Source organism: Streptomyces sp. A18 (genome assembly GCF_059026065.1).
Map to the genome: position 1 here is coordinate 316,068 of NZ_JBWLKL010000004.1, position 16,320 is coordinate 332,387.

Consider the following 16,320-nt stretch of genomic DNA (forward strand, 5'->3'; position numbering starts at 1 on the left):
ACGATAAAATCTGGAGTTGCCAGTCATGCACTCCGAAGACGCAGCCTGCGATGAGCAGGAAAACACCGGAAACGAGCGCACGGCGATCATCGGAATCGCCGCGCTCACTCCTCGGGCAGTGGGGGCTGAGGCCTACTGGACATTGGTACGGGACGAAACGGAAGGAATGCGCGGGCCGGCTCGCTGGGCACCTGAGGAGCCCGCGGTCGACGTGGCCCGCTTCGGCGTCCCGCCCGTGCAGGCGCGCTCCATGGCCCGGCTGCAGCTCCTGATGCTGGAGGCCGCCGACCAGTGCCTGGCGGACGCCGGGGCCGGCCGCACCGGCGGGGACGACCGCACCGACGTCGTGGTCGGCACCTGCTTCGGCCTCGACCGGCAGTACGCCAACGCCCTGCGCATCGCGGGCAGCGGATACGCCCGCGAGGTGGAACGCGCCGCGCTCGCCACCGGCAGCCCGGAGGCGGCGGAGAACGCGGGCCAGGCCGCCGAGGAGCTGCGCGGACTGCTCCAGCGGAACCTGGGCGCCGCACCGCACGACAGGGTCGGCGAGATGGCGAGCACGATCCCGGCCCGGATCGCGTCGGCGTTCGGGCTGCGCGGCCGTACGCTCGCCGTGGAGTCGGCCGACGCCACCTCGTTCCTCGCGCTCGACCAGGCCATGGGTTCACTGCGCTCCGGGCTCGCCGAGCGCGCCCTGGTCGTCACCGGGCAGCTGCGGGAGAGCGGGCTCCTCGCCACGTTGCTGCGGACCAAAGGGCTGCTGCCGCAGCCGCTCGCCGCGGCCGACCCGTCGGGCGAACTCTCCGAAGGTGTAGGCGCGTTGCTGCTCAAGCCGCTCGCCGCGGCCGAGCGCGACGGCGACCGGATCTACGCCACGATCGCGACTTCCCGCATCCGGCACCGGGGTCGCGCGGGGGCGTTCCGCCACGAGACCTCGGCCGCGCGGCACCGCGACGTCATCCGCGCCGCCCACGGGCCCACCGGCGCGGGACCTGCCGCAGTCCAGTACGTCGAGCGCGCCGCAGCCGCCGCCGATGAAGCCGAGAGCAGCGAACTGGCCGCCCTGAAGGCGGAGTTCGGCGCCGACGGGCCGGTGGTCGGCGCGGTGCGCCACCGGATCGGGCGCACCTTCGCCCACGCCGGTCTCGCCGCCGTCACGACGGCGGCGCTCGCGCTGCACCACCGCACGCTGCCCGCACACCGCACCCGGAGCGGCCAGGTACCCGCGGCCGACTGGGCGGCGCCCGAGGACTCCGCACCTCGCCGGGCCGCCGTCACCGGGGCCTCGCTCACCGGGACGCTGTGTCACCTGACCCTGGAGGAATACGTACCGCGGCGCGTCGAAACCCAGGGGCGGGTGACGGCGACGGACGCCGTGCCGCGGATCGCCGAACTGCCCGAGCCGATCGCCGTGGTGGCCTACGGAGGGCGGTTCGCCGACGCCGAGGACGCCGACGCCTACTGGCGGATGATGCTGGCGGGCCATGACCGACTGCGCCCGGTGCCCGCCGACCGCCTCGACCGCGAACTCCACTACACGCCCGGCTCGTTGAGTCTCAACCGCAGCTACACGGAGCTGGGCGGCCACGCTCCGGTCCCGCAGTCACCACCGCCCGGCACGGAGATCGGGGCCGAGCGGTACGCGGCGATGGACGCCGCCCAGCGCATGACGCTCGCGGTCGCCGCCGAGCTCTTCGGCCGCCGCGGCGGCCGACCCCTCACCGGGTGCGGTCTCATCGCCCTGGCCAGCAACCTCGGCCTCACCGCCGACCGGCAGGCCTACGTGGACGGCTCCCTCGGGGAACTGGAGGACCACGTACGGGACCTGACCGCCTTCAAGGGGCTCTCCGTGGCGGAGGTCGAGCAACTTCTCGACACCGCCCGGAAGTCGTACGGCCGCCCCGCCGAGCCGACGCCCCACACCCTGGACGGCGCGCTGGCCAGCGGTTCGGCCGCGCTGCTCGCCGGTGTGTACGGTCTCGACGCCGTACCGCTCGCGGTGGAGGCGGCCTGCGCCTCGTCGCTGGCCGCCCTGGACACCGCGATGACCGCCCTGCGCAACGGAACCGTCGACTACGCCCTTGCCGGTGGCGTCGAACTGCCCTGCGCCGCACGGGACATGGCGCTCTGCTCGGCGCTCGGTCTGCTCTCGCACAGCAGGATCACCCCGTTCGACGCCGACGCCGACGGCTTCACGCCCGGCGACGGCTGCGCGCTGTTCCTGCTCAAGCGGCGCTCGGACGCCGAGCGGGACGGCGACGAGATCGTCGCCCTGCTCACCGGCGCCGGCGCCGCCAACGACGCCAAGTCGTTGATCGCCCCGGACGTGGAAGGCCAGGTCCGTGCCATGCGCCAGGCCTTCACACAGGTCGGCCACGCGCCGTCGGACGTGGACTACCTGGAGGCGCACGGCACCGGCACCAAGGTCGGCGACCGGGTGGAGATCACCGCCACAGGGCGGGTCTACGGAGGCGCCGCCCGTGCCCGCCCCCTGGAGATCGGCTCCGCGAAGAGCTTCGTGGGTCACACCTTCGCGGCGGCGGGCGGGGCCGGTCTGCTGCGCACGGTGCTCGCCCTGCGCGCCGGGACGCTGCCCCCGAACACCAACCTCCACCGCCCCAACCCGGCACTGGGCCTCGACGCGCTCCCGGCCGTGATCGGCATCGCCCCCAAGGCGTGGCCGGACACACCGGGCCGCCCGCGCCGGGCCGCGGTGAGCTCCTTCGGCACCGGCGGCATCAACTACCACCTGCTGGTCGAGGAGCCCGGCCCCGTGGCGGCCGGACCCGCCACACCGAGCACTCCCCGTGACGACGCACCGAAGGATGGGACGGACCTCCCCCGATGAACCCGCTGATCAGCTTCACCCTCGACCGCGACACCGAAGAGATGTGCGCGACGCTCACGGACTTCGCCGAGAACAGGCTGCAGGCACCCGAGACGTTCGACGCCGACGACTTCCGCCGCCGGTGGCTCCTCGCCGGACGGCAGGGCGTCACCGGCACCTGCGTCCCGGACGAGTTCGGCGGCTCCGGCCTCGACGCGGTCACCGCCACCGCGCTGATGGAGGCACTCGGCCGCGGCTGCCGGGACACGGGCTTCGCCTTCTCCGTCGCCGCGCATCTGTACGCCTGCCTGATGCCGGTGGTCGAGTTCGGCACGACCGAGCAGAAGAAGCGCTGGCTGCCGAAGCTCGCCTCCGGGGAGCTGATCGCCGCCCACGGCATCACCGAGCCGGAGGCCGGGTCGGACGCGCTCAACCTGCGGACCCGCGCCGTACGGGACGGCGACCGCTACGTCCTGAACGGCGAGAAGTGCTTCACCACCAACGCCCCGGTCGCCGACGTCTTCCTGATCCAGGCGGTGACCGACCCCGGGGGCGGCTACTTCGGGGTGACCTCCTTCCTGGTCGAGGCGGGCACACCCGGCCTCACGGTCGGCCGTCCGTACGACAAGGTGGGCCTGCGCGGTTCGCCGATGGCCGATGTCCATCTGGAGGACGTCGCCGTGCCGGCCGATCAGGTCCTGGGCGCCGAGGGCGGCGGCGCTGCCGTCTTCACGTCGTCGATGCGATGGGAGCGCACCTGCCTCTTCGCCGCTTACCTCGGCGGCATGCGGCGGCTCCTGGACTCCACGATCGACTACGTGCGGGAGCGCGAGCAGTTCGGCACCCCCATCGGCTCGTTCCAGGCGGTCAGCCATCGCATCGTCGACATGATGCTGCGCTACGAGTCGGCGCGCCTGATGCTCTTCCGCGCCGCCGTCGGCCTCGACGAGGGCAGCCATGACGAGGTGGGGCCCGCGCTCGCCAAGCTCGCGGTCAGCGAGGCAGCCGTACAACTCGGCCTGGATGCCGTGCAGTTGAGGGGCGGCCTGGGGATCGTGGGCGGAGAGGCGGAGACGTTCCTGCGGGACGCCCTGCCCTCCCGGATCTTCTCCGGCACCAACGAGATCCAGAAGAACAACATCGCTCGGGCGCTCGGCCTGGGCCGCCCGCCGCACAGGCGCCGTACGACCCGCTGAAGCGCCCCGCGCGGCCACCCGTACGTACGCTCCCCACTCCCCGGAGGAACAGACAGTGGAGTACATCGTCCACCGCATCAAGCTCCGCCCCGCCGTCGACCCCCAGCGCTTCGAGCGCTGGGTGAGCGAGGTCGACTACGCGACGTGCCCCGCACTGCCCAGCGTCGTCAGCTTCAGCGTCCAACGCGCGTCGCGCGACCCCGAGGCGCCCTTCCACTACTTCGAGGTCATCGGTGTCACCGACCGGGACGCCTTCGACCGGGACATGAAGCTGGACGCGTTCCACGAGCTGGAGCAGGCCTTCGACGCGATGGCCCTCGTCGTCGACGAGACGGCCGGTGAACGGATAGGCGCCGGATACTCCAAGTCATCGATCTGGTAGGGCGGTTGACGGCACAAAGAGCAGCGGGCCCCGGTCGCGTGAAGCGACCGGGGCCCGCTGTTCCCGTACTGCCCGCGCCTGACCTCAGGCCCGGCTCAGCAACAGGACCGCGTTCTGCCCGCCGAACCCGAAGGAGTTGCTGACCACGGTGGAGAGCTGACCCTCGCGGCCCTCCTTGCATACGACGTCCAGATCGATCTCCGGATCCTGACTCTCCAGATTCGCCGTCGGCGGGATGAAGGAGTGCTCCAGGGTCAGCGCGGCCGCCGCCGCCTCGATCGCCCCCGCGGCGCCGAGCGTGTGCCCAAGCACCCCCTTGACGGACGTGACCGGCGGCTGGTGCGGGAAGACCCGGCGGATCAGCCGGGCCTCCGCAGCGTCGTTGAGCGGAGTGGACGTGCCGTGGGCGTTGACGTGGTCGACGGCCTCCGGACCGACCCCCGCGTCCCGCAGCGCGGCCCGTACCGCGAGCTCGGCGCCCGCGCCCTGCGGGTCGGGTGCCGTCGGGTTGTACGCGTCCGCGGACGCGCCGTACCCGCTCACCCGCCCCCGTACCCGCGCGCCGCGCGCCGCGGCGTCCTCCATGCGCTCCAGGACCAGGACGGCAGCGCCCTCGGCGAGCACGAAGCCGTCCCGGTTCACGTCGAAGGGGCGCGATGCGACCGTGGGGTCCTCGGCGTGCCGGGAGAGCGCACCCATCTGCGCGAAGCCGCCGGCGATCGACGGCACCATGCAGGATTCCGCGCCGCCGGTGAGGACCACGTCGCAGACGCCGCCGCGCAGCAGCTCCCGGGCGGCGCCGATGGCGGTCGTGCCGGACGAACAGGCCGTCACCGTCACGAAGTTGGGTCCCTTGGCGCCGTACTCCATCGCCAGGTGACCGGCCGACATGTTGCAGATGAGCATCGGGATCAGCATCGGCGAGATGCTTGCCGTGCCCTGCTCCAGGAGCTTGCGGTGCTGGGCCTCCCAGGTTCCGGCCCCGCCGAGACCCACGCCGAGGACGACACCGACGCGGGCCCCGTCCCAGGTGGCCGGGTCGAGCCCGGAGTCGGCGACCGCCTCCGCGGCGGCGGCGAGTGCCAGCTGGTTGTGCCGGTCGAGCCGCCACGCCTTGCGCCGGCCGATGGCCTTCACCGGGTCGAAGTCGGGTACCTCGGCGCCGAACTCGACCGGCTCGCCGCTGAGTCCGGGGACCGGACCGGCACAGGTGGACTCGGCGGCGCGCAGCCGCTCCCAGGTGGGTGACACCCCGATCCCGGCGGGTGTCACCATCCCCAGGCCGGTGATGGCGGCGTCGAAGCGGCCGTCACCGGCCCCCATCAGACCCCCACCAGCTTGGCCTCGATCACCTTGGCGACGTGCGCCATCGTGTCCTCGGCGTGCAGCTCGTCGTCGCCTATGGGCACGTCGAACTCCTGCTGTGCGGCGATCGTCAGCTCGACCAGGGCGAGGGAGTCGAGTTCCAGGTCCATGAAGGTGGTGCTCTCGGAGACTTCGCCGGCCTCGGCGCCGAAGCCCTTCACCAAGAGGTCGACGAAGCGTGCGTACACGTCACTCATGGGTATCTCCGTAAGGGTGGTGTGGTTGGTCGGTGTGGTGCCTGTGGTGTCTGTGGAGCCTGTGGTGCGAGTAGGTGATGAGCGGCATGGCAGTTCAGAGGGGTCATGCGGGTTGTACGTCCGGCCAGGTCAGGGCGGCGGCGCCCCAGGTGAGTCCGCCGCCGAAGGCGGTGAGCACGGTGCGGTGGCCGGGGACGAGACGCCGCTGGGTCACCGCGTCGGCGAGGACCAGCGGCAGGGAGGCCGCGGCCGTGTTGCCGACCCGGTCCAGGTGGACCGGACAGCGCTCGCGCGGCAGTCGGAGCTGGTCGGCGACGGCGTACAGGATGCGGAGGTTGGCCTGGTGCGCGAGCAGCCGGTCGATGGATTCCACATCCCAGCCCGACTCCTGTGCCACCCGGCGGGAGCTCTCCGTCATCCGCTCCACCGCGTTGCGGAAGACGGCCTTGCCGTTCATCCGGAAGTACGGGTCTGCGTCGGCGGCGGTCTCCGCGCGGAACGGCTCCCTGGAGCCGCCCGAACGGACCGAGATCAGCTCCTCGCCCTCGCCGTCACTGGCGAGCACGGTGGGTCCGAGCGCACCCGGCTCGTCCGGGTCGCCCACCCGCAGGAGCACCGCACCCGCCCCGTCACCGAAGATGGCACGCGCGGAACGGTCCTGCGGATCGAGGAGGCTGGAGTAGGTGTCCGCCCCGATCACCAGGACGCTGTCGGCCGTGCCCGCCGCGATAAGACCGCGGGCGGTGGCCAGCGCGTAGAGGAAGCCGGTGCAGACGGCGGACACGTCGAAGGCGGGTACCGGCCCGAGCCCGAGGCGGGCCGCGACCAGTGGAGCGGTGGCCGGGCAGATCCGGTCAGGGGTGGTGGTGGCGAGCACGACCGCGTCCGCGTGCTCCCGTCCCGCGGATTTCAGGGCCCGGCCACCGGCTTCGGCGGCCATGTCGGAGGTGGCGGTGCCGGGTTCGGCGATGTGCCGCCGCCCGATGCCGGTCCTGCTGCGTATCCAGTCGTCGGAGGTGTCGAGCTCCCGGCCGAGATCGTCGTTGGTGACGATCCGGGGCGGCAGCCAGGTGCCGAGTCCGGCCAGGATCGAGGCCCGATTCATCGCTGTCATCCCCGGATCAGGCCGCGCCCGCAGGCGTCGTCGCGGGCGGGGTCAGGGACGCGAGCCGGTCGGCGAGCTTGGTGTCGCCGACGACCGTTCCGACGGGGAAGAGGCCGATGACGATCAGGCTGATCGTCTCCTTGATGACGCGCTCGGCGACCGGATCGAGGATGCCGACCAGGCTGGGGATGCCGAAGTCGAAGTCGGTGGTGAAGTCGACCTTGGCGCCGCGGTCCGTGGCGACCACGTGCCAGCGTCCCGCGAAGGACTCGAAGTCCCCGTCCGCCTGTGCGAAGTCGATGGTGCGGGCGGTCTCGTCCGAGCGGTCGGTCTCCGTCCAGCGCAGGATTCCGTTGCGGAAGTAGACCTCCCAGTCGCTGCCGCCCTCGTGCGGTTCGACCGAGCGCACCGCGGGTGCCAGGTCGGGGAACCGGCCGAACTCGCCGATCGCCGCGAACGCGGTGTCGGGGTCGATGCCGGGCAGATCGATCACAAGCTGCACGCTACGCATGGGGTTTGCCGCCTAGTGAGTCGGAACGGTGGGGACGTACTGCGCCGCCTGAGCGCGGCATGCCCGGTCGAACGCCTCGTAGAGGAACGTCACGTCCGAGGGCGCGAGCACTGCCGGGGGAGTGAAGCGCAGCACCATGTGCGAGTTGAGCGAGTGGTTGGCGATGACGCCCTGGTCGAGCAGCTCGATCAGGAGCTCCCCCGCGAGGCCGGGTTCGGTGAACTCCACGCCGATCAGGAGCCCTTGGCCGCGCACCTCGGCCACGGTGTCGCCGAAGTGGCGTACGGCGATCGCGCGGAGTTCGGTGAGCAGCTCGCCGCCGAGGACGCGGGCGCGGTCGACCAGGCCGTCGTCCTCGATCGCGGCAAGGGCACCGCGCACCGCCGCCATCGCGAGGGGCGAGCCGGAGAACGTGGACGTGTGCAGGTAGGGGTCCTTGTCGAAGACCGAGAACACCTCCGGCGTGGCGACGAGCGCGGAGACGGGCATGATGCCGCCGCCCAGTGCCTTGCCGGTGAGCAGGATGTCGGGCACGACGCCCGCAAGCTCGGCACCCCACCAGGCGCCGAGCCGGCCGAGGCCGGTCTGGATCTCGTCGAGGACGAGCAGGGCTCCGTGGGTGTCGCAGATCTGGCGTACGTCGCGCAGGTAGCCGCTCGGCGGGAGGATCACCCCGGCCTCGCCCTGCACGGGCTCCAGGACGACGCAGGCCTCGCCGGGCATCGTCGCGAGGAGTTGCTCCAACGCCGCCGCGTCGCCGTACGGGACGTGGTCGACCCCCGGGAGCAGTGGACGGAACGGGTCCTGGAAGACGTCCTTGCCGGTGAGGCTGAGCGCGCCCATCGTCTTGCCGTGGTAGCCGCCCTCGGTGGCCACGAGACGGGTGCGGCCCTGGGTGCGGGCGAGCTTGATCGCCGCCTCCACCACCTCGGCGCCGCCGCACGCGAAGTGCACCCGTTCGAGACCCTCGGGCGTGTGGGCGACGAGGGCGTCCGCGGCGTAGGCCGCCTGTGGTTCGAGGAAGAGCCGGGTGGCGACGGGATGGCGGCCCAGCTGCTCGGTGACCCGGGAGAGGACCGCCGGGTGCCGGGCTCCGGTGATGAAGACGCCGTAGCCCCCGCAGTTGAGGAATCGGCGGCCCTCCTCACCGGTGACCCAGGCCCCGTCCGATGCCAACTCGACGTGTCGGCCGAAGAGTTCGCCGAGGGTGGCGCGGCCCTTGTTCATCCGCGTCCGGTAGAGCTCGATCAGGGTGTCCGCGTCGGTGGCCTCGGCGGCGCCCGGAGTTTCGACTGTGGTCATGGTTCCCCTAGTGGTCGCCCGGAAGGGCAGGTTGTCGCGCAGGTCCCGCAGGGCAGCCTGGAGCGTCACGGCGAACGCCTGGGGCAGGTGCCCGCCGAACGAGTCAGCTGAAAAGCTCACGCCAGGCGCCGAAGACGGCCTCGCGCGGATGAGAGCCACTGCTGAAGCTCACTCCTTGGACGTGCGAGGTGCGCAGGATCGGGTAGTTGGCCTCGCCGAAGACACCGCCGGTCAGGCCGGTGCCGCCGTGCGTGGGAAGGCAGGGCAGGAAGCCGATGTGCGAGTCGTTGACCTTGAGCAGGCCGCCGCCGGTGATGCGGTCGGTGAAGTACCGCACCACCTGCTCGTCGCGTGCCCACAGGGAGTTCCGCAGCCCGTACTCGTTGGACTCGACGAAGGAGACGAAGCGGTCCAACAGGTCGGTGTCGTCGGCCGGTTCGGCCACGATCACCGGGAGCAGCGGGAAGAACGTCTCGTGGCGTACGGCATCCAGCTCCCGTGCGTGCGCCAGACCGCGTACGACGAGGACGGTCGGTTCCAGGAAGATGCCGTGCGGGTCGCGGGTGCCGTCCAGCTGCATCGCGTGCCCGCCGTGGGCGAGTTCGGCGCCCTTCTCCAGGGCCTGCTCCAGGCAGGAGAAGAACTTCTCGTTGCGCAGTACGGGCGTCAGGAGCACCTCGGGGTCCTGCGGCCGGCCCGGCAGGATCTCGCGCACCCGCCGCAGCAGCGCTTCGAGCAGCCCGTCGGCGGCGTCCGGGTGGACGACGACCTGGTTGGGGATCATGCACAGCTGGCCCGATCCGTAGAAGCTCTCGGTGAGGGCCTCGGCGGCGAGTTCGACGTCGGCGTCCTTCCAGACGGTGACCACGTCGTTGCCTGCCAGCTCCAGGATCGGCTTCTTCCCGGCGGCGATGCAGCGCTGCTCGAAGCGGACGCCGTTCTCGCTGCTGCCGAAGTAGATGATGTCGTCGACCTCGGGGCTGTCCAGCCAGACCGAGAGCATCGGCGCCGGATCACCGCAGACCGCGTTGAGTACGCCGCTGGGTGCGCCGAGTTCCTCCAGGACGGGCGCCACGATCTCCTGGAGCACGTACATCACGCCCAGCGGACCGCTGCGGGGTGCCCTGACGACCAGCGCGTTGCCGGCCATGATGGCGGTGGCGCCCAGCATCGCGCTGGAGAGCGGGGCGTTCTGCGGCGGGTTGAGGCAGACGACCCCGTCCGGCCGGCGGCGGACCTGCAGCCGGCGCTCGCCGTGGTCGAACTCCTGCAGCATCTGCGAGCGGTAGAACGCGGCGGACTGCGCGCCGAAGATCTCCAGCATCCCGGAGACCTGCCAGCGGGCCAGCTGGAGGGGATGGCCTTCCTGGACCAGGACGGCGGCGATCTGCTCGGCGTTGTCGGAGATGCGCCGGTGGAGCAGCTCGGCGAATCGGTCGACCCGGACCTCCAGCGGGACCGCGGCCCACTCCTGGACCGCCGACGCGGCTGCTTTCACCGCGAGTTCGACGGTGCCGCGGTCCGCCTTGGCGACCCGGCCGACCACGGTCTCGGGCAGGCCATCGGGAGCGGCGTCTTCCGGCCGTCCCTGCTCCAGACGGCGCTTGAGGCGGAGGCTGGCGAACACGTCGTCGAGCAGGGCGTTGGAGTCCATCACGTAGACCCACTCGCCGCTCTCCCTCCGCTCGCCGTTCACGTAGGAGTAATAGGTGCGCAGGCCTTGAGGATTCGAACGGGACAGCTGACCGGTGCCCACACTAACTCCTTTTCATCTGCGAATATCGAGCGCGTCGAGGTTGTGGAGGAGGGATGCCCACAAGACCTTTCCAGGGGTTCCTGAGAATGCACTGAGACCTGACTGAGGCCGTTTTGTCCGGATGAGGGCATGCGTGACGGGCGGCGGTGCCCGGGTGTCCGGATATCGCCGCACCGTCTGTTGATACGGACTTCGCGGGGGTGACATGGGGGCACGCCCCCACTATGGTTAGTCAGGTGACTAACCTTGCGGAACGGAGGTGCCCCCTGGGCGAGTTGTGTGCTCCTGGCTGGATGGTGGGATCGGCGTCACGGCATCGTGGAGGGCGCGCGCACCAAAGGGATCGATGGCGCTGCGGCCGGTGAGGGGTGCGGCGGCGACAGAGGTGAACTCCGCGCGGCGAAATCCGGGACGAGGGCGTCAGCGCCCGGCGAGGATCAGGCTCGGTTCCTGCTGCAGGATTTCGGTCAGCCGGTTGCGCATCCCGGGGCCGGGATCGAGGCCGAGGTCATTGCTGAGATGTTCCCGGACCCGGTAGTAGACGTTTATGGCGTCCGCCTGCCGGCCCGAGCGGTAGAGGGCGAGCATGAGCTGCTCACAGAATCGCTCCCGCAGCGGGTAGCGAGTGAGTAACTGCTCGAGCTGCGGGACGACTTCGCGGTGCAGACCGAGAGCGAGTTGAGCCTCGATCAGCAGATCCCTTGCCATCAGCTTCGTCTCGTTGAGATGGGCGCACGCCGTCTGGCAGCTGATTCCCTGGCCGGTGTCCGCGAGGGCCGGACCCCGCCACATCTGGAGCGCCTCGGTGAGCCGGTCGATCGCCTGCTCCGGGTCCTGGTGGATGGTGCGGCTGCCCACTTCCTGCACGGTCCGGGTGAACCGCAGGGCGTCGACGCTGTCCGCGTCGATGTCGAGCAGATAGCCGGATCCGGAGGTCCGGAGCACGTCACGGGCCTGGGCGCTGTTCGTCTGCTGCGCCAGCGAGCGGCGCAGTCTGGCCACGTGCCCCTGGAGTGAATTGCCCGCCGAGCGCGGCGGGTTGGCGCCCCACAGTTCGTCAAGCAGGTCCGCCGCGGAGATCACCTCACCGGGGTGCAGGGCGAGGCTCGCGATGATGGTCCTTGGCTTGGCTCCTGGGATCTCGATCTCGGTCCCGTCATGGGTGACGTGCATCGGACCCAAAACTTCGATCAGCATTCGTTCCCCGTCTGCTCGAAATTGTGCCGTGCTTGCCGTGCTCTGTCGTGCGTGAGTGGGATCGGTCAACCGACCGGCCACCTGCTGTCGAGAGAAGGAAACAGGTGGCCGGCCAGTCCGTTGAAATCCCAAAGACAGAATGCCGCTCCAGTTAATGGAACGGATGTTCGCAAGGTGTCTGTCGGTTGTCCATTCGGTATCGCGTTGTACTACACGCGGGTATCCGCTTTTGCGTAAAAGGGGCTGGAAGTAGTATTTATACATGCCGCTCTGGCGGATATCCAGCCCGTACTTGCATTTTCAACGCATGGTGACCGTGGTCACGCTCGGCGACTTAATTGACGCTTAAACTACCGCTTGTAATTGAATCGCGTAGGGAAGGTGGAGAGTTCCCCCTTCACAAATGGGAGCCGCTTCCTCCAATTACGTCGTCCTGCGGTTCATTCTTCGGGGCGTTCTTCGGGTCGTTCTTCTGGCCGTTCTCCGGGGTGTTCTCCGGGGCGACAACGGCGGGCCGGCCGAGGCGTTCCGGCACGCCATGCGCGAGGACCAGCTTCAGGAGCAGTACGGCAGGCAGCCAGTCGAGCCCCGGAGGGGAGTCGACATAGGTCGCGACCATGATCCCGGTGACGACGACGGCGAGGGCGACCGGCCGTTTCAACCGCTCCTCCGTGACGCGCTCCACGGTGATCGCGCCGATGAGCGCCCAGGCGTACCAGAGCAGCCCCCACCACCAGTCGCCGCCCGGTATCACCAGGGCGATGAGCACCGGCTGGAAGTGGATCGCCGTGAAGCCCACCGGGTGGTGGATGAAGCGGGCGCACATCGAGTCGGTGAAGGTGAGGGGGGAGTGGTAGAAGAGCTTGGCGGTGTCGAGGCCGTTGGCCACCACGCCACCGGCCAGGTCATGGACGAGCAGGGCGCCGATCAGCCACTGCCACCAGGACCAGCCGAGGCCGTGTCCGCCGACCACCAGCGCACAGATGCCGAACACGGAGACCGCGTAGGCGAGTCCCTTCTCTACGCGGGTGGCGCCGGCGCCAAAGGCCCAGCTCGGCTTGGCCGCATCCACGGTGGATCCTCCTGGTGGGGGACGGGGAAGAGGGGGGACGACGGAGGGTTCGGCGGCCCGGCCGGGGGAGGTCCGGGCCGCCGAGACTGTGCCGTCAGGGGGATTGCCCCCCTCTGGGGCCCGGGTGACCAGGCAGGAAGTGGGACAGGGCGGAGAGCGCCTCTCCGTTGTCCAGATCGGGGTCGAGCATGCGGTGCAGCAGCATGCCGTCGAGCAGAGCAATCAGTACGGTCTCGCTGCCGTCCGGTGCGGAGGGGTGCACTTTCTTGAGCCAGGCGCGCAGCTGGGCCCTGGTCTCGGTGAGCGACTCCCGCAGCACCTCGCCGAGCAGCGGCTCACGGGCCGCGCCCGCGATCAACTCGACCGTGAGGCGGGCGGTCCTGCCGTCGTGCGAGGCGGACAGCAGCTCGATCAGTTTGACGTGCGCCTGCTCGAGCGTCGTGGTCCTGCTGAGCTCCTCGGTCACTGGGTCGAAGACCTGCTCGCCTGCTCGGCGGGCGATGGCCGCCTTCAGCGCGGGCAGTCCGCCCCAGTAGTAGTGGATCAGTCCGAGGTTGGCGCCGGCGCGCTCGGCGACGGACCGGGTGGTGACACCGGGCCAGCCGGCCTCCGCCAGCAACTCCACGCCGGCATCGGCCAGCTGCTCGCGTCGGCGCTGACCGCGGGGCGAAGTTGGCCGATCGACTAAATTAGTCATGCGACCAATCTAGCGTTCCGGCGCCGCTTTGTCACACGCGAGCATTTCCCCTGGTCGGAGCCGTTCCGTCGGTGATCAACGGCAGTGGACCCCCGGTCGGCCGACCGGCCCGGGCGGGTCTCGTCGCACTCGTAGGGCCGACGGACCACCGCAGAACCCGCCGCAGAATCTTTCTCCCGCGCTCTGACCGGGCAATTCACCGTCCCGAGCTCCGAATCGCCTTGACACCCGTATTCAACCGGCTATTTCATGCAGCTCCCGGGCGGGCATTTCCTGCAGCCCCTGTCGACGGCATTCCGCACCGAATCGATGCCACTTCGTCTCACGGCCCTGCACCCGTGCAAACCAATGGAGTTTCTCTATGCTTTCGCGACTGGCGTCGCTGGCTGTCCACCGGCGCCGTCTAGTGCTCATCTTGTCCGCACTGGGTTTCGTGTTGATCGGCGTCGTCTCAGGGCCAGTGATGACCTCGCTCTCCGCGGGCGGCTTCGACGACCCCGATTCCGAGTCGTCCGTCGCCTCCGAGATCATCGAGGACCGCTTCGAAGCGGGCGACGCCAACTTCATCCTGCTCGTCGCGCCCGACAAGGCGCTCGACGACCCGCAGACGCAGCGTGACGGGCAGCGGCTCACCAAGGAACTCGCCGCTCAGGACGGCGTCGAGTCGGTCACGTCCTACTTCGCCCCCGAGGGCGAGGAGGCCGCCGCCGAGCTCGTGTCGAAGCAGGGCGACCAGGCCCTGATCCTGGCCCGGCTCGGCGGTGACGACGACGAGATCACGAAGACCGCCGAGGAGGTCGCGCCCGACGTCACGGGCGAGCAGGGCAGCCTCGACGTGAAGTCCGGCGGCTACGCCGAGTTCAACCGCCAGGGCAACGAGAGCGTCGAGAAGGATCTTCTGAAGGCCGAGTCGATCGCTGTCCCGATCACTTTGCTTCTGCTCATCCTCGTCTTCCGCTCGGGTGCCGCGGCGCTGCTGCCGCTGGCCGTCGGGGGCGTCTCGGTCGTGGGGTCGCTGGCCATCCTGGTGGTCGTCGCGCAGTTCACCTCGGTGTCGATCTTCGCCACCAACCTGACCACCGCGCTCGGCCTGGGCCTGGCCATCGACTACTCGCTCTTCATCGTCAGCCGCTACCGCGAGGAACTGGCCAAGGGCTGCGATCTGGAGGAGGCGCTGCGCCGCTCGCTGAACACCGCGGGCCGTACCGTCCTCTTCTCGTCGCTCACCGTGCTCCTGTCCCTCTGTGCGCTGCTGGTCTTCCCGCTCTACTACCTGACGTCGTTCGCCTACGCGGGCATCGGAGTGGTGCTCTTCGCGATGCTGGGCTCGCTCGTCCTGCTCCCCGCGCTGATGTCGCTGCTCGGCCACCGGATCGACAAGTTCGACCCGCTCGCCCGGTTCCGGCGCCCGCAGCAACGGACCGAGCGCGCATCGACGGAGGGCTTCTGGTACCGGCTCGCCACCTTCGTGATGCGCCGCCCCGTCCCGGTGCTCACCGTGGTGCTCATCGGCCTCGCCGTCCTGGTCGCACCGTTCGCCGGTGCCTCCTACGGGCTGCCCGACGACCGTGCGCTCTCCAAGGACGCCCAGGCCGCCCAGGTCGGCGACGCCATGCGCGAGGACTTCCCGGCCCTGGCCGGGCAGGGGCTGCAGGTCGTCCTGGAGGGCGGCAAGCCGTCCATCGACGAACTCTCCTCGTACGCAGCGGAGTTGGCGGACATCAAGGGCATCGAACGGGTCGACTCATCGGCCGGTGTCTTCCAGGACGGCGAACGGGTCGCCCCGGCGCCGCCCGGCGCGGCGGAGGCCTTCGACGCCGAGGACTCCACCTGGCTGTCGCTCCAGAGCGTCACCGAGGCCTACTCCGACGACGGCCAGGACATGGTCGCCGACGTCCGCGGGCTCTCCCCGCCGGAGGGCACCGAGTCCAAGGTCAGCGGCATGGCCGCCGCGTACAGCGACACCCTCGACAGCCTCTGGGCCGCGCTGCCCTACGCCGCGCTGATCATCGCCGTACTGACCTTCGTGCTGCTCTTCCTCTTCACCGGCAGCCTGTTGGTCCCGCTCAAGGCGATCATCATGAACCTGCTGAGCCTCACCGCCACCTTCGGGGCGATGGTGTTCATCTTCCAGGAGGGCCATCTCACCTTCCTGGCGGGCGACTTCACGGTGACGGGCCAGATCGACGTCACGATGCCGATCCTGATGTTCTGCGTGATCTTCGGCCTCTCGATGGACTACGAGGTCTTCCTGCTCTCCCGGATCAAGGAGGAGTACGACCGCACCGGCGACAACACCGCGGCGGTGGCCCACGGGATCCAGAGCACGGGGCGGTTGATCACCGCGGCGGCCGGGCTCATGGCGATCTTCTTCGTCGCGCTCGTCTTCACCACCTTCACCCCGGTGAAGATCCTCGGCCTGGGCACGGCGCTGGCGATCATCATGGACGCGGCGATCATCCGCGGCCTCCTTGTGCCCGCGTTCATGCGGCTCGCGGGCAACGCGAACTGGTGGGCACCGGGGCCGTTGCGCCGCTTCCACCAGAAGTACGGCTTCCACCACGAGGCACCGTCGCCCGTCGCGAGCGCGGCGGAACCGACCGTGCCCGGACCGGCGGAGGAGGACACGGCGGCCGAGCAGGCATCGGCTCGCAGCTGAGCCGATGTGCCCGGCGCACCCGTCTCTCCACGGGTGCACGGCCCGGACCCCGCG

At 70.2% G+C, this 16,320-nt stretch carries 13 protein-coding genes; 4 read left to right on the top strand and 9 right to left on the bottom strand.

What is annotated here, in order from left to right; translation table 11 throughout:
* Positions 1–25 precede the first annotated feature (25 nt).
* Genes AC5P1C_RS09455 through AC5P1C_RS09465 form a run of 3 tightly spaced genes read left to right on the top strand, consistent with a single transcriptional unit; the run spans position 26 to position 4,405 of the window.
* Positions 26–2,848 carry a polyketide synthase gene (locus tag AC5P1C_RS09455; protein WP_493865241.1) on the top strand — a complete coding sequence of 941 codons (2,823 nt, stop codon included), beginning with the start codon at positions 26–28 and terminating at the stop codon, positions 2,846–2,848.
* On the top strand, positions 2,845–4,023 hold the full coding sequence (gene redW / locus AC5P1C_RS09460; RefSeq protein WP_493865242.1) for an L-prolyl-[peptidyl-carrier protein] dehydrogenase: 1,179 nt from the start codon (positions 2,845–2,847) through the stop codon (positions 4,021–4,023). The genes AC5P1C_RS09455 and redW overlap by 4 nt, the downstream gene beginning before the upstream one ends.
* A gap of 55 nt (positions 4,024–4,078) precedes the next feature.
* Positions 4,079–4,405: a RedY/HapK family protein gene (locus tag AC5P1C_RS09465; protein ID WP_493865243.1), complete on the top strand. Its 327-nt coding sequence runs from the start codon at positions 4,079–4,081 to the stop codon at positions 4,403–4,405.
* An 84-nt stretch (positions 4,406–4,489) separates the two neighbouring features.
* Here the strand turns inward: AC5P1C_RS09465 and AC5P1C_RS09470 are convergent, their stop codons facing one another.
* From AC5P1C_RS09470 to AC5P1C_RS09510, 9 genes are all read right to left on the bottom strand, one after another.
* Complete coding sequence (locus AC5P1C_RS09470) at positions 4,490–5,728, bottom strand: beta-ketoacyl-[acyl-carrier-protein] synthase family protein (RefSeq protein WP_493865244.1); 1,239 nt, start codon at positions 5,726–5,728, stop codon at positions 4,490–4,492.
* The gene (locus tag AC5P1C_RS09475) at positions 5,728–5,967 is read right to left on the bottom strand and encodes an acyl carrier protein (RefSeq protein ID WP_493865245.1); all 240 of its coding nucleotides are present in this window, start codon (positions 5,965–5,967) and stop codon (positions 5,728–5,730) included. Before AC5P1C_RS09475 ends, AC5P1C_RS09470 begins: the two co-directional genes overlap by 1 nt.
* A 103-nt stretch (positions 5,968–6,070) precedes the next feature.
* Entirely contained in the window at positions 6,071–7,072 is a 1,002-nt protein-coding gene (locus tag AC5P1C_RS09480; protein WP_493865370.1) for a beta-ketoacyl-ACP synthase III, read from the bottom strand.
* A 16-nt stretch (positions 7,073–7,088) separates the two neighbouring features.
* Complete coding sequence (locus AC5P1C_RS09485) at positions 7,089–7,583, bottom strand: type II toxin-antitoxin system RatA family toxin (protein ID WP_493865246.1); 495 nt, start codon at positions 7,581–7,583, stop codon at positions 7,089–7,091.
* 12 nt (positions 7,584–7,595) lie between these two features.
* On the bottom strand, positions 7,596–8,885 hold the full coding sequence (locus AC5P1C_RS09490) for an aspartate aminotransferase family protein (RefSeq protein WP_493865371.1): 1,290 nt from the start codon (positions 8,883–8,885) through the stop codon (positions 7,596–7,598).
* Between the two features lie 103 nt (positions 8,886–8,988).
* The gene (locus AC5P1C_RS09495; RefSeq protein ID WP_493865372.1) at positions 8,989–10,539 is read right to left on the bottom strand and encodes an aldehyde dehydrogenase family protein; all 1,551 of its coding nucleotides are present in this window, start codon (positions 10,537–10,539) and stop codon (positions 8,989–8,991) included.
* Positions 10,540–11,061: 522 nt separating this feature from the next.
* Positions 11,062–11,838 carry an AfsR/SARP family transcriptional regulator gene (locus AC5P1C_RS09500; protein ID WP_493865247.1) on the bottom strand — a complete coding sequence of 259 codons (777 nt, stop codon included), beginning with the start codon at positions 11,836–11,838 and terminating at the stop codon, positions 11,062–11,064.
* Between the two features lie 397 nt (positions 11,839–12,235).
* A complete protein-coding gene (locus AC5P1C_RS09505) occupies positions 12,236–12,910 on the bottom strand; it encodes a hypothetical protein (RefSeq protein ID WP_493865248.1) in 675 nt (224 codons plus the stop codon).
* 94 nt (positions 12,911–13,004) lie between these two features.
* The gene (locus AC5P1C_RS09510; protein ID WP_493865249.1) at positions 13,005–13,607 is read right to left on the bottom strand and encodes a TetR/AcrR family transcriptional regulator; all 603 of its coding nucleotides are present in this window, start codon (positions 13,605–13,607) and stop codon (positions 13,005–13,007) included.
* A 415-nt stretch (positions 13,608–14,022) separates the two neighbouring features.
* On the opposite strand from AC5P1C_RS09510, the gene AC5P1C_RS09515 reads away from it, so the two are divergent.
* Positions 14,023–16,266 carry an MMPL family transporter gene (locus AC5P1C_RS09515; protein WP_493865250.1) on the top strand — a complete coding sequence of 748 codons (2,244 nt, stop codon included), beginning with the start codon at positions 14,023–14,025 and terminating at the stop codon, positions 16,264–16,266.
* The last annotated feature ends 54 nt before the right edge of the window (positions 16,267–16,320 follow it).

Excerpts from the sequence above, each read along its gene's own strand:
- AC5P1C_RS09475 (WP_493865245.1), bottom strand. The coding sequence starts at position 5,967 with ATGAGTGACGTGTACGCACGCTTCGTCGACCTCTTGGTGAAGGGCTTC.
- AC5P1C_RS09510 (WP_493865249.1), bottom strand. The coding sequence starts at position 13,607 with ATGACTAATTTAGTCGATCGGCCAACTTCGCCCCGCGGTCAGCGCCGA.
- AC5P1C_RS09495 (WP_493865372.1), bottom strand. The coding sequence starts at position 10,539 with ATGGACTCCAACGCCCTGCTCGACGACGTGTTCGCCAGCCTCCGCCTC.
- AC5P1C_RS09485 (WP_493865246.1), bottom strand. The coding sequence starts at position 7,583 with ATGCGTAGCGTGCAGCTTGTGATCGATCTGCCCGGCATCGACCCCGAC.
- AC5P1C_RS09470 (WP_493865244.1), bottom strand. The coding sequence starts at position 5,728 with ATGGGGGCCGGTGACGGCCGCTTCGACGCCGCCATCACCGGCCTGGGG.
- redW (WP_493865242.1), top strand. The coding sequence starts at position 2,845 with ATGAACCCGCTGATCAGCTTCACCCTCGACCGCGACACCGAAGAGATG.
- AC5P1C_RS09500 (WP_493865247.1), bottom strand. The coding sequence starts at position 11,838 with ATGCTGATCGAAGTTTTGGGTCCGATGCACGTCACCCATGACGGGACC.
- AC5P1C_RS09490 (WP_493865371.1), bottom strand. The coding sequence starts at position 8,885 with ATGACCACAGTCGAAACTCCGGGCGCCGCCGAGGCCACCGACGCGGAC.
- AC5P1C_RS09480 (WP_493865370.1), bottom strand. The coding sequence starts at position 7,072 with ATGAATCGGGCCTCGATCCTGGCCGGACTCGGCACCTGGCTGCCGCCC.
- AC5P1C_RS09455 (WP_493865241.1), top strand. The coding sequence starts at position 26 with ATGCACTCCGAAGACGCAGCCTGCGATGAGCAGGAAAACACCGGAAAC.